10 protein-coding genes and 4 pseudogenes are annotated in these 13,081 nt (G+C 56.7%); 9 read left to right on the top strand and 5 right to left on the bottom strand.

The window, feature by feature from the left end:
• Window positions 1-379 precede the first annotated feature (379 nt).
• The gene (locus DT23_RS13785; protein WP_038132140.1) at window positions 380-2,020 is read right to left on the bottom strand and encodes a flavin monoamine oxidase family protein; all 1,641 of its coding nucleotides are present in this window, start codon (window positions 2,018-2,020) and stop codon (window positions 380-382) included.
• 83 nt (window positions 2,021-2,103) lie between these two features.
• Here DT23_RS13785 and DT23_RS13780 point away from each other — a divergent pair, with 83 nt between their 5' ends.
• Together DT23_RS13780 and DT23_RS19165 are read left to right on the top strand one after the other, a co-directional pair.
• Complete coding sequence (locus DT23_RS13780) at window positions 2,104-2,874, top strand: carbon-nitrogen hydrolase family protein (RefSeq protein WP_038132138.1); 771 nt, start codon at window positions 2,104-2,106, stop codon at window positions 2,872-2,874.
• Window positions 2,875-2,946: 72 nt separating this feature from the next.
• Window positions 2,947-3,350, top strand: a pseudogene (locus DT23_RS19165) (IS6 family transposase); the annotation flags it as partial.
• On the opposite strand, the pseudogene DT23_RS19585 reads toward DT23_RS19165, so the two are convergent.
• Window positions 3,340-3,429 (bottom strand): annotated as a pseudogene (locus tag DT23_RS19585) (DDE-type integrase/transposase/recombinase); the annotation flags it as partial. The pseudogenes DT23_RS19165 and DT23_RS19585 overlap by 11 nt on opposite strands.
• A gap of 156 nt (window positions 3,430-3,585) precedes the next feature.
• On the opposite strand from DT23_RS19585, the gene istA reads away from it, so the two are divergent.
• The 5 genes from istA to DT23_RS13755 all read left to right on the top strand — a co-directional run bounded on the left by istA (window position 3,586) and on the right by DT23_RS13755 (window position 9,499).
• Window positions 3,586-5,139, top strand: a complete 1,554-nt coding sequence (gene istA / locus DT23_RS13775) for an IS21 family transposase (protein ID WP_038132136.1) — start codon at window positions 3,586-3,588, stop codon at window positions 5,137-5,139.
• A gap of 19 nt (window positions 5,140-5,158) precedes the next feature.
• Window positions 5,159-5,941 carry an IS21-like element helper ATPase IstB gene (gene istB, locus DT23_RS13770; protein WP_038132134.1) on the top strand — a complete coding sequence of 261 codons (783 nt, stop codon included), beginning with the start codon at window positions 5,159-5,161 and terminating at the stop codon, window positions 5,939-5,941.
• Window positions 5,942-6,332: 391 nt separating this feature from the next.
• Window positions 6,333-7,106 (top strand): IclR family transcriptional regulator, encoded by a 774-nt coding sequence (locus DT23_RS13765; RefSeq protein WP_051697301.1) that lies wholly within the window; start codon window positions 6,333-6,335, stop codon window positions 7,104-7,106.
• 61 nt (window positions 7,107-7,167) lie between these two features.
• Window positions 7,168-8,523: an acyl-CoA dehydrogenase family protein gene (locus DT23_RS13760; RefSeq protein WP_038132133.1), complete on the top strand. Its 1,356-nt coding sequence runs from the start codon at window positions 7,168-7,170 to the stop codon at window positions 8,521-8,523.
• Window positions 8,524-8,590: 67 nt separating this feature from the next.
• Entirely contained in the window at window positions 8,591-9,499 is a 909-nt protein-coding gene (locus DT23_RS13755; RefSeq protein ID WP_038132131.1) for an alpha/beta hydrolase, read from the top strand.
• 91 nt (window positions 9,500-9,590) lie between these two features.
• On the opposite strand, the pseudogene DT23_RS19580 reads toward DT23_RS13755, so the two are convergent.
• Window positions 9,591-9,730, bottom strand: a pseudogene (locus DT23_RS19580) (IS6 family transposase); the annotation flags it as partial.
• A 594-nt stretch (window positions 9,731-10,324) separates the two neighbouring features.
• Between DT23_RS19580 and DT23_RS13745 the strand changes: the two are divergent.
• Together DT23_RS13745 and DT23_RS20205 are read left to right on the top strand one after the other, a co-directional pair.
• Complete coding sequence (locus DT23_RS13745; RefSeq protein WP_038132130.1) at window positions 10,325-11,359, top strand: zinc-binding dehydrogenase; 1,035 nt, start codon at window positions 10,325-10,327, stop codon at window positions 11,357-11,359.
• A gap of 7 nt (window positions 11,360-11,366) precedes the next feature.
• Window positions 11,367-11,501, top strand: a complete 135-nt coding sequence (locus tag DT23_RS20205) for a cupin domain-containing protein (protein WP_276202221.1) — start codon at window positions 11,367-11,369, stop codon at window positions 11,499-11,501.
• A gap of 132 nt (window positions 11,502-11,633) precedes the next feature.
• On the opposite strand, the pseudogene DT23_RS19155 reads toward DT23_RS20205, so the two are convergent.
• A pseudogene (locus tag DT23_RS19155) lies at window positions 11,634-11,903 on the bottom strand (DDE-type integrase/transposase/recombinase); the annotation flags it as partial.
• A gap of 48 nt (window positions 11,904-11,951) precedes the next feature.
• A protein-coding gene (locus tag DT23_RS13740; protein WP_156023961.1) for an IS3 family transposase occupies window positions 11,952-13,039 on the bottom strand; the annotation gives its coding sequence in 2 pieces (ribosomal slippage) (window positions 11,952-12,778 and window positions 12,778-13,039; 1,089 coding nt in all).
• Window positions 13,040-13,081: the final 42 nt, after the last annotated feature.

Genomic DNA, 13,081 nt, shown 5'->3' with positions numbered 1-13,081 from the left:
CTGGGCTAAGACACCCCCCTGCCCCGTAAAGGTCAGGAGGCGCAGTTATGAGTCCTGCCGAGTCTCTCTGGCCCTCGCCAGAGCGGTTCGGTGCGCGACATGATCCCTACCGGCGCAAGCTAGATGAGCCATGGCGAGACGTGCCGTTGCGACCTGTCGCAGCGCTGATATGAAGTGCTTGGCTTGACCGGCAATACGCAAATTCCGCTTAAGGGGGGCTGCCCACGTTCTTATGAACCCATGTATCAACGGGCAGCAGCCTGCACCTAACGTGTGGCGACGGTAGCAATTGCCGAGCGCCGCAAAGCTTGGCGAGCGGCGCTCGACATAGAGAGGTGCTGGCATATGCCTGTGCGAATGCGGCAAGAGTCTCGGATAATCAATCCAGCGAAACCGGTCCTATTTCAGGGTAAAGGTCGCCTGGCCCCGGATTTTGCGGGTCAGTTTCTCCCCCGAAATGGTGTAGAATTCCCCAAACGGCATTCAGCGCCGTCTGCACGGCACCTTCGACCCAAGCCGGCGTCCAGCTGATGCCATCCCCTGCCAAAAAAATCCCGCGTTGCTCTGTAGGCAGATGATCTTGCATGAAATGCCCATACATACGGTGATTGTAACGGTAGTGTCCCGGCAACGCCCCTTTGAAGGCCCCAAGGAAATTCTCGTCTGCCTCCCAGCTCACGCAGATAGGGTTGCCCCGGATATGGCTTGCAATATCCACCCCGGGATAGATGTGCGACAGCGCCGACAACGCGAGTTCCACGCGGGTTTCGGCATCAAGGGGTAAGACCTTCAGCGCATCTGTCATCCACGAATAAGACAGGCAGATCACCGCTGGCCGGTCCGGACCATTGTCAAACAGATAGGTCCCACGCGTAATTCTGTCTGTAAGGGTCATCGATATCATCGGATGGCCCGTTTCTGGATCAATGTCGTTCCAGAAAGGCCGGTCGACCATTACAAAGGTCTTAGCCGCCTGCATATAGCGGGTGCGATCCAGAGCCATCCACAACTTTTGGTCGAACAAAGCCTCATCGGTCTCGATAGAAGTCGTCAGCAAGTGGGTCTGGCACGTCACCAGAACGGCCTCATAAAGATCCGTATGCCCCCAGCGATCAGTGACGGCGACTTTCCCCGATGCGTCACGCGTGATCTTGGTGACCCTACCGCGTGTCGCGCCGCCATTTAGCTCGGACAAAGAGCTGCGGCCCCAAAACGCGCACTCAACCCGCAAGCGCCACAGCTTCTGAAGAACAGTCTCGGCCCCGCCCTCAATATAGCGTTGCTCATCATCCAGTCGGCACAGATTCACCCTAAGGATTTCCAGCATCGAATTTGGAAAATCGCTGTCCCAACCTCCGGTGCCAAACCCGACTTGCCCGAAAACCTCGCGATGGCGAAAACTGAGTTTTCGAAACGCCTCTGACGATGTCACAAAATCATAAAACGTCCGCTCATCCCATTCCGACACCAGCGGATCCCACAACCCCTTCACGCGTTTGGGATCGCGCGACCTTACTGCGGCTTGCAGATCGGAGAACCGCGCGCCCTCCTCAAGTGCTGCATCATACGCGTGAGCGACCTCGCGATAGAGGTTGGGTAGGTCGTCAATGGACCGGGCAAAGAGGGTTTCCCCTTCCAGATCGATTACCGTCGACCCCGCAGCGTCACTTAGTGGGTTTGGAAACGGCATGCTCTTGCAGCCGACACGGTCAACATAATGATAAAAGGCACGCGATGAGACCGGAAAGCGCATACCACCAAGTTCGGCAACGACATCCTCGGTGCCTTCGAAAATCTCTGATCTGAGCCGCCCGCCGAATTGGCCGGATTCGTAAACCACGGGGCGAAGTCCAAGCTTCATCAGTTCATGACCGGCAACCACCCCGGCCGCTCCGGCCCCGATAACAGCCACCGACGCTCCTTGGCGCGCATCTGGAATTCGACCCAAGCCGACTGGATGAGTTAGCCAGTCATCATAAGAGAATGGAAAGTCCGGGCCGAAGGCTGCAAACTCTTTCATACGAGATTCCTTTCTTTCACTTCTCAATTCGGGATGTGGTCGCCTAACATGCGACTCAAGCCGTCGGTTGACAGGAGATCATATTGAAAATCGTCGTTTGCCAACCCTGTCCTAGCAATGGCGATCTGGATCGCGTCTTCGCACGAATCGAAGAGGTGGCCCATTTAGCAGCCCGAGCAGGTGCGGCACTTGCCATATTTCCGGAACTTATTTTACCCGGTTACAATCAACCAGATTTACTTGTTTCTCAGGCTCAATCGCTTGACGGTCCTTGGTTTGCACAGCTTCAAGCCATCGCGCGCAAAAGCGGTATTGCTCTGGCTATTGGATGGCCCGAGCGCTCAAAAGATACGATTTTTAATACCGCGACGGTGATCGGCGGACAGGGTGAAGTGCTGGCACATTATCGGAAAATTCAGCTTTTCGGTGATATGGAGAAATCTGTGTTCGCCCCAGGCACGGAGCCCCCTCCTATCTTCTCACTCTGTGGCCGCAGGATCGGGCTGCTGATCTGCTACGATATAGAATTTCCGCAACATGCTGCGATGCTTGCAAAGCGTGGCGCTGAAATCATCTTGGTTCCTACAGCCAATCCAGCGGGATTTGAGCATGTTCAAGAGGCGCTCATTCCCGCGCGCGCCTACGAAAACCGTCTGACAGTAGTCTATGCAAATTATTGCGGCTCCGAAGGCGGTCTAGAATACGGCGGGCGATCAGTCATTGTCGGTCCCGACGCGCAAGCTATCGCAGCGGCAGGGTTACAGGAAACCATTCTAATCGCAGACATTCCCTCCCACGATACATACGCGACAGACACACTTTCCAATCAGGCCGAGGACTATCGACCCATCTGATATATTCAATATAATCTGAACCGGCTTTGTCAGGTTATTGACGCTCCCAGGCGGCACGCATAGCCATCTCTCATGGTCAGCAAGGTTTCACAGCCTCGCCTGAAAAGCTTCCGGCTCCCTCAGCCCGTCATTTCCTATGCCGTTTGGGCGTATCACCGGTTTGCCCTGAGCCTGCGCGATGTTGCGTTGCCTGTCAACGTATTTGCACAATGCGCGAGAAGGAGGATTTGTTGGCCGAGCGGGGCGTAATCGTTTCGTATGAAAGCATCCGAGTGTGGTGCCAACGGTTGAGAACGCAGATAGCGGCCAAGATCCGTCACAACCGCCCGGTTCCTGGCGACAAATGGCACCTCGACGAGGTCGTGATTTCAATTCGAGGGCGAAAACATTGGCTTTGGCGAGCGGTCGGCGCCAACGGAGACGTGCTGGAAACGAGCGACCAACCTTGCGATGAAACGCCGTGTTGCCCGCGTTTCGGCGCGTTTGGAGCAAAATATCAAGCACTTCGCCAGTGCAGTCGACCGCGCGCCATAGCCAATGCTTCTTCCCACGGATCATGTGCGGGTTTCGCTAATTCCCGGACACGCGTTTCGGTAAATCCCGGACAGGGATTTCGGTAATTCCCGGACAGCTCCGGGTCCCCGGACACGGTTGATCATCGCCTGCTCCGTCACGGCATTCTGTCGGTCTTGAACAAGATCGGGAGGGGACATGCCAAGACGCAAGCAAGCGAGGCGCATGACTGTGCAAGACATACGAACCATATTGCGGCTGACGCATGAACAGGGGCTTTCGGTGCGCGAGATTGGTCTGCGCCTGAAGCTCAGCAAGACGACCGTGGCGACCTACCTGCACCGCGCCCGGGAGGCGGGACTCAACTGCTGGCCATTGCCATCCGGCCGCGATGACGATGCGACGTTGAAGCAGGTCCTTTTCCAGCGTGTCGGCCGCCCGCCTCGGGATCTGACGGAACCCGACTGGCCCAAGATGGCTGCGGAGATGAAGCGCAAGGGGGTGACGCTGGTGCTGCTCTGGGAGGAATACCGCACCGCCCATCCCGACGGCTATGGCTATACTTGGTTTTGTGAGCGGTATCGAGAGTTTGAGAACCGGATCAGCCCGCGATATCGCAACCGCCATAAGGCGGGCGCGGTGATGCAGACCGATTACGCAGGGCACACGATCCCGGTGATCGACCCGGGCACAGGAACTGAGCATCGTGCGCAAATCTTCGTCGCGGTTCTGGGTGCGTCCAATTACACATTCGCCTGGGCCAGCCTCAGCCAAAAGCTTCCGGACTGGATTGAAGCCCAGGTCCGCGCCCTGAAGTTCTTCGGCGGGGTGCCCAAGGCGATTGTCTGTGACAATCTGAAGGCCGCGGTGGCACAGCCGCTCTGGTTCGAGCCGTCCCTGACCAAGACCTTCTCCGACATGGCCACGCATTATGACACGACCGTGCTACCCACGCGGCCGCGCAAGCCGCGCGACAAGGGAAAGGTCGAAGGCGCCGTGCTGATCGTGGAGCGCTGGATTCTGGCCCGCCTGCGCAACCGGCCGTTTTTTTCCATCGAGGCGCTGAATGTCGCCATTGCCGAGCTGCTCGATGATCTGAATGCCCGGACCATGCGGCGGGTTGGGCGTTCACGCCGGGAGCTGTTCGAAGAGATCGAATGCCCCGCACTCAGCTCGTTGCCCGATACGCCCTTCGAATACGCCGAATGGAAGCACGCCAAGGTGCATCCCGATTACCATATCGAGGTTCTGCATGCCTTCTATTCGGTGCCACATCGCCTGATCGGGCGCCAGGTCGATGTGCGTCTGACCCATCGCATGATCGAGATTTTCTATAACCATGAACGCGTTGCGGTCCATCACCGCCGCGGTCAGCGCGGCGGACATACTACCGTTAAGGAGCACATGCCAAAGGCGCATCAGCGCTACGGCGGCATGACACCGGAAAGCCTCAACACCCGGGCCGCCCGCACCGGCTATCATGCCGCCGCGCTCGTCGAGCGCCTGATGCGCGACAGGCCGCATCCGGAACAGGGCTATCGCTCTGCCCTCGGTGTGCTTGGCCTGCAACGGCAGTTCGGGGCGGACAGGCTGGAAGCGGCCTGCGAACGCGCCCTGACGGTCGGCACAGTCAGCTATGTCTCGGTGCGCTCGATCCTGATCACCGGTCTGGATCGGGCACCCAGCCCGCCAGACCCCGTCACCGCCACGCCGGTCCACGACAATATCCGTGGTCCCGGCTACTACCAGTAACTCCCGAAAGGACAAACAAATGCTGACACACCCCACACTCGACCAGATGACCGCGCTCAGCCTGACAGGCATGGCCGACGCCTGGAAGGCTTTGGCCGAACAGGATCCGGGCCAGGCCCTCGAGCGCAATGAATGGCTCGGCCTCATGCTCGACCGCGAGGCCGCAGCCCGCGCTGACAAGCGCTTCGCCAACCGGCTGCGCAACGCGAAGATGCGCTTCCCCAACGCCTGTATCGAAGATGTCGATTTTGCCGCCAGCCGGGGGCTTGACCGACGTCATATCCTCGCGCTCGCACAAGGCGACTGGATCAAGGCCCGCGAGCAGATCATCCTCACAGGCCAGACTGGCACCGGCAAGACCTGGCTCGCCTGCGCCTTCGGCCATCAGGCCGCACGCCTGGATCATTCCGTATCCTATGTCCGGATGCCGCGGCTCTTCGAGGACATGGCCATGGCGCGCCTCGACGGGCGCTTCCCCCGCCTCGTCGACAAGCTGGCCCGCGTCCAGCTGCTGGTGCTCGACGACTGGGGCACGCATGGCCTGACCGACCAGCAGCGCCTCGATCTGCTCGAGCTTTTCGAGGAACGCTATCAGCGACGATCCACCATCATCACCGCCCAACTGCCCATCTCGGGCTGGCATGACATGATCGGCGAACCCACCATTGCCGACGCCATCCTCGACCGGATCGTCCACAACGCACACCGCATCGAACTCAAGGGAGACAGCATGCGCAGAAAGGATCGGAACGCGACCTTGACCTCCGCCGAAAACACCGAAACTATCCAAACTGAAACATGATCGCAGGCAGATAATCAGCCGTGCCCGAGCTGTCCGGGAATTACTGAAACGGCTGTCCGGGAATTAGCGTAATCGCTGTCCGGTATTTCTGAAATCCGCACACTGTGCCAAGTGTAAGATGCGTCGCGGGGTCAACGATACCCATGACGGCCTTGTCTGATGCCTGAACCCAGCCCTGTGCAAGCCAGCAATCGGTCTTCAGAAGTGACGAATCCTGCAGATTTTTGATAGGCGCCTTGGATGTTCAAGGTCAGTATATTGAATTGCATTCATCTTACCTGATTATAATTCAATATCGAGATCAAGTTTCTGTATTTCGAGTAAGATTTCTTGACAAACTCCAAGTGAGTTCATAACGTCAAGGAAGCGCAACCAACATAAGGCATTGAGTGTGATCGAGGTGCAGAATAAGAAACTTGTGCCCGCGCTTGATCGTGGCATTCGGCTACTTGATTTTGTGGCTACATCTTCTGACAAGCCAACCTCGACCGAGCTCGCCCTGGCTCTGGATCTGCCCAAAAGCACCGTTCATGGATTGTGCAGCACCTTGACCGAACTGAGACTTTTGCGTCGAAACTCGGACGGCACATTCCAGATAGGTCCGCATGTAATGCAGTGGGCAAATTCCTTTACGCGAGAAACGAACGTCGTTCGGGAATTTGCGCAAATTTGGGACGCCGAAAGCTTTCTGCCCGGTGCAACTGTGACGCTTTCCGTTCTGGAGGGAGGCGAGATTGTTTACATCGCGGCGCGAAACTCCGGCACTATTGCCGGGTTCAATTTTAGGATTGGCATGCGGCTGCCGGCAGCATTTACCGCGACGGGTAAGGCCTTTCTAAGCTACTTGACCGAGCCCGAGATAAGGGCACTGTTCTCCAAAGGGATGCCCGGTCCCATGACGCCGTATAGTGTTCAGGACATGTCGGAGTTGATGCGACAGCTACGATCCGTTCAACAGCAAGGCTATTCCGTCGACAATCAGGAAGTTGCGGAAGGAATGACCTGTATTGGCGCGCCAGTGCTCGACTCGCAAAACCAACCGATTGCGGCAATCGCAGTCAGCCTCTTAGCAGATACGCTTTCCAAAGGGGAGCTGGACGACGTTGCGGCATCCGTGCGCGAAATCGCGCGAAGTCTTTCAGTAAAGCTTGGTGCGTTTGCATGACCACGCATGTGAAAGAATAGCGTCGGCCAAGAATAAAAGAAATGTAGTGAGGAGAACCAAGATGGACATGCTTAAAAAAATGCACAAACCCGAGCTGGATGGCAAAGGGGGATACAAACTTCTAGCGCCAAGCCAGAAATACAACCTGGCCTTTTGCACCGAAGAGGAAATCGGCATTGCGGAACATTTTCGTAAATTTGTAGATGCGGAGCTGATGCCTTACCGTCACGACCTTGAAGGTGGCTGGCATCGGGACCCAGTCCTGGCAAAAAAGACCATCCACAGGCTTTATCGCAAGCTGCATGAATTCGGCGTGACAAAAGCCATTTTGCCGGAAAAACACGGTGGGCCCGGGCTGTCGCCGGTTGTGCGGCAGATGATCAACGAAGAACTTTCCCGAGCGGATATCGGTCTCGCTACCAAGGTGGGGAAATTGCACTGGGCAATTTCGGTCATGGTTGCCGCCGGGCGCGATGATTTGCTTGAAGAATTTGCTCCGAAGCTTGTTGGCGATGATGCCTGGACCGCCTGTTTTGCCATCACCGAGCCTGCCGGTGGGGCCAATGTTGAAGACCCGGCACTAGCATACAAGACACTGAATACCGTGGCTAGGGAAGATGGTGATTACTACGTCATCAAAGGACACAAGCTATGGCCTGGCCCCTCCGGACCGGCAGAAAACTTCCAGTCCGAAGATCTCAAAGGCCATATGGGCTACTGGGTTGTTGCCATCACCGAAGACGGTGGAGGCGATGACAATGTCGGAATTTTCCATGTTCCGGCGGATGCTGAAGGGCTGGAGTTCTCGAAGCCGTACGAGAAAATGGGCTTCTGCTACTCCGAGGCGAACACTGACATTTGGTTCAACGATGTCCGTATTCCGAAACGTTACCGGATCGACACCAAGCCGGGGCAGGGTACGCAACTTATCAAGGGATACGTGATTGGTCTTGGGCGGTTGGCTGGCGCTGCGCGATTGACAGGTCTGTCGGAAGCCGTGCTGGAAACCTGCATGGACTGGACGCAAAACCGCATTATCGCGGGTACGCCGATGCGGGAGAGATCCCTGTTTGCGGCGACGTTTGCTGAAATGTGGCGTTCGATCGAGATCAGTCGGCAATACTATCTTTCAGTGACAGCACAGGTCGCACGCCCCGAGATCTACGGCAACCCTTGGGATGCGCAAATGAAAGCGAAGTTCTCAGCTGCGCGGTCCTTTGCTGGTGATACGGCAATGATGGTAACAAACCGCGCCATGCAGTTGATGGGATCGGCCGGCTACGCATATGAAAGCCACATTGAAAAATACATGCGGGATTACAAGATTGTTCAAATGTGGCTGGGCGGCGCCGAGCGCGATCGCATGGATATGTCTCAGGGACTCTACGGGCCATTCAAATGGGCCGGCGACAACTAAGGTGGGAGGTATTGGTTCGGAAATGAACGCGGAACCAATTACGATGAAATGAGAGAGGAGAGAAAGCATGGTTAGCAAGGAAAGCACCGTTCTCGGCGAAATGTACAAAAAATGGGTTTCGGCAATGGCCGACAACCCGGACATGACCCTGGAGGAAACCCGGGAAATGTTTGAACATTGGGGGGATGTCACGGGCGAACCCGGCGGTGTCGATTATATCGAAGTCGTCGCCAATGGCGTCCCCTGCATGTGGGCCAAGCCCAAGGGTAGTGATGAAAGCAGGGCGCTGCTCTGTACCCATGGCGGAGGCTATCAGGTCGGATCGATGTATTCTCACCGCAAGCTGTTTGGTCATATCGCCAAAGCAGTCGGGTGTCCGGCGCTTATCGTCGATTACCGGCGTTCGCCTGAAAGCCTGCACCCTGGTCCGGTGAACGATTGCGTTGACGCCTATGCATGGATCTTGGATCAAGGCATCAAGCCCGAACACGTCGCATTTGTTGGCGACAGCGCGGGCGGCGCCTTGGCCATTACTACCATTCTTGGGGCCCGCGACCGTGGCCTTCCTTTGCCGGCAGCTTCCATGCCATTGTCGCCTTGGACCGATATGGAAATTACCGGAGAAACGGTGACAACCAACGAAGAAAAAGACCACTTCGTGAAGCGCGCAGTTATCGAGCATATGTCGGCCACTTTCCTTGGGGAAGATGGCGACCGCAAGGATCCGCTTGCAACTCCTCTTTATGCTGACCTGTCCGGCCTGCCTCCGTTCTATGTCCAGGTCGGTGGTGACGAAACGCTTCTAGACGACAGCCGCAGGTTCGTCGCAAAGGTGGAAGAAGCTGGTGGTGAGGTGAAGTTTGACATCTATCCCGGCATGCAGCACGTCTTTCCATTTTTGGCGGGAACAGCCCCCGAAGGCGATCAGGCAATTGCTGACCAAGCTGCATGGGTGAAGCCGAAACTCGGCCTTTGATTTGAGGCGAGTATAGGATCGCGAGATCCAAGCGGGGCATCTGAATAGGTGTCCCGCAGGCATCGCCAACTTATTTTCACCCACCTGAATGCGGCCTATCGCACTTGATAAAATCGCGAAATAGCAGCCCTACCGGTTCACCCAGTTCCGGAGGGTTTCCCGGCTGACTATCACGCCGCGTTCGGCAAGCAGATCTTCGCTATCCGTCGTACTCAACGCAAACCGATGGTAGGGCAGGGTGGTCAGGTTCGGTTCGCGGATGAAACCCATCATGACCATTCCTAAAGGCGATCGGTTGTGTCGAGACCAGAACCCGCACCTGTGTGAATCTGCACGCAAAACTGACCCACCAGAGGGTTATGTTACGGGGGTCAGGCTGGGGGGGGCTGTTGTAAATTTCCAGATAGGTTGGAAACGGGCTGCTGCTGGACATAATTATGCTGCGGGTGATGTCACGTTAACTCGCCGAGCTTGCAAGTTGGCACGCCGATCGTAGATCAAGCGGCATTTGCCGCTTGTCATGCTGTTTGGACAAGAGGCAGGGACTCCGAGTGCGATCCTTCTCAAAGATTGGGCCGCCGACACTTTGACCTCTACGCCAGATGATAAGGTTGCTGGCGGACATCCTGTGCCAGATAATCGGCCTTGGGTCACGGGGGTATGGAGTGAGCATATGTGCCTTATTGGCAGCGAAACCAGCTCTGATGAGCCAGGCTATCTTGCGGGGGCTGTTGTGGCCGCAGAACGCGCGGTGGAGGGTGTCCTCGGACGCCTAAATCATCTTGGGGTTGCAGAAAGACGCCCCTCAGCCAAAGAGGTAAGATCATGACGCCCACATTTCGCGCTATGCAAGTGGCCTCTGAGGGTCAACTCGAACTGGTGGAGCGCGACGTGCCATCGCCCGGCGCGGGTGACGTATTGATTACTGTCGAAGTATGCGGTGTGTGTGGTGCCGATCGTTCCGATATCGAGAAGGCAGATCCAGCAACCCGCCGCATCCCGGGGCATGAGATCGTCGGTCGGATCACCGCGATGGGAGCCAATGTTCCGGACATCTGGGAGATTGGTCAGCGGGTTGGTGTGGGGCGGTTCGGCGGCCCGTGTTTGCAATGCGCTGCGTGCCGAAGTGGCCGCCTTCATCTGTGCCGCAACCAGCCCGTTATGGGCGCTGACACCGACGGTGGCTATGCTGAAATGGTGGTCGCGCGTGCAAGCGGCTTGGTGGCGATCCCACCGGAGCTGTCATCATCCGAGGCCGCGCCCATTCTGTGTGCTGGCATTGCGACCTTTAACGCGCTCAAGACATCCGGCGCGACGGCAGGAGACACAGTGGCGGTGTTTGGCATCGGCGGACTTGGCCACATGGCCGTGCAATATGCCCGCCAAATGGGGTTTAGGGTCGTGGCCATCGGGCGCGGGCAGGACATTGCCGCAGATGCCCTAGCACTTGGCGCCCATCACTACGTCGATGCGGATCAAGACGATGCGGTAGAGGCGTTGAGCGACATGGGCGGGGCCACGGCGATCCTCACTACAGCGGGCGACGCGCAGTCAGTGTCGAATCTCTTCGGCGGCCTCGCATTGGGCGGTCGCTTGATGCTGTTGGGGATTGGACCGGACCCTCTGGCAGTTTCCATGGGGCAGGTCGTCGGTGGCGAACGTGGAGTGGCAGGGTCGCTCACCGGATCACCCTTTGAGATCGAGCGGACATTGGACTTCAGCGTTCTAAGTGGCGTGCGTCCGCAGATTGAGACCCTACCATTTGAACAAGCAAATGAGGCTTATCTGAAAATGAAGACCGGAGCCGCAAAATTCCGAATGGTTCTCACAATGGAAAGTGATGCAGATGCTCATCAATAGCGACCTTATGACCCCCGTATTTGTCAACGCCTCACAGCTTGACTGGATTGCGAGCCCAACCGCAGGTGTTGATCGCAAAATGCTCTATCGCGAAGGCAGTGAAGTGGCCCGCGCCACGTCCATCGTGGGTGTTGTCACATAAACCTACCCGTGTTGCCGACGCCGACATTTGCTCGTAGGCATCTCGGATGAGCACACAATCAATCAGCTACAAGCGCCATCGGTATTGTCAGGTTAATTTCCTTTGCCCGCACTTTTGCCCGTGAGGGTTTGATCAAGCCGTCATTGCAGCGGCACAATCGATCCAACGGCGAAATGCGGCTGTTCGGGTGTGGCGATATTTGGAGGCGGTCATCTTGTGGCGGCGGGGGCGGAACAGTGTGGCGGTTTCATCATGGACGCTCAGAAACCTCTGGGCCTGCCGGGCTGATTTGAAACGGCCTTGGATCTTCTCTCGCTTCCGGGTTGGTCTGTGCGAGCCTTCAATGCGATTGTTCAGTCCTTTATGGGCTCTGTGATCCACATCCGGTGCGAGCTTGCGCAGGGCTGCGCCGGTAATCCCCCCATTTTTAATGGGGTTCAGCCGTAGAATTCAGGCGGCTGTTTTCAGTTTCATTGCGGGTGTTATGCCGCCGATGGCCATGTTGGGTCGTTCATTGTTGTAAGTCCAGAGCCATTCCGTTGCCTGATCCTGTGCCTCCTCAATGGTTTCAAAGATGTATTGGCTGAGCCATTCACCTCGAACTGTGCGGTTGTAGCGTTCGATATAGGCGTTCTGCTGGGGCTTTCCGGGTTGGATGTATTCCAGTCTAACCCCTTGTTTTTCAGCCCATTCCATGAGCTTCCCACTGACATATTCGGGGCCATTATCAATACGAATGGCCTGTGGCTTTCCACGCCATTCGATAATCTGGTTCAGGCTACGCACGACGCGTTCAGCGGGCAGTGAAAAGTCCACTTCGATGCATAGGCCTTCGCGATTGAAGTCATCCAGCACGTTCAATGTTCGGATCGAACGACCGTCTGCGAGCTGATCCGCCATGAAATCCATGGACCATGTCTCATTGGGCCTATCAGGCACAGCCAGAGGCTCGGGCTTGGCCCGCTTCAAACGTTTCTTGGGTTTGATGCGCAGGTTTAACTCCAGCTCGCAGTAGATCCGGTAGACCCGCTTGTGGTTCCAGCCATAACCCTGAACGTTACGCAGATACAGAAAACACAGGCCAAAGCCCCAGGTGCGCTTGTTTGCCGTCAGGCGTTCTAACCAATCGGCGATTTCCTCGTTCTCGGTGCTCAGCGTTGGACTGTAGCGATAACAGGTCTCACTGATCTGGAACGTGCGGCACGCCAGCGCGACACTGATCCCATGCACCGCCACCACCTTCATGGCCATCTCTCGTCGATGAGACGGCCTTAAGACTTTTTTCCAAGGGCTTCCTTGAGCAACTCATTCTGCATGCTCATCTCCGCATACATCTTCTTGAGGCGGCGGTTTTGTTCGGCCATGTCCTTCATCTCGGCAATCAAAGATGCGTCCATACCGCCAAACTTAGCCCGCCATTTGTAAAAGCTGGCACTGCTCATCCCATGCTCGCGGCACAGCTCAGAGACCGGCACACCGCCCTCCGCCTGCTTCAAGACCGCCATGATCTGCGCGTCGCTAAATCGTCCGATCTTCATCGTAAATCTCCTCAGATGGTGTTGTCACATTAACGGGCCTGA

This window comes from Thioclava indica (genome assembly GCF_000714545.1).
Lineage (GTDB): Bacteria > Pseudomonadota > Alphaproteobacteria > Rhodobacterales > Rhodobacteraceae > Thioclava > Thioclava indica.
The sequence above is the reverse complement of the archived record's forward strand: the minus strand, read 5'-3'. Positions and strand labels throughout refer to the sequence as shown.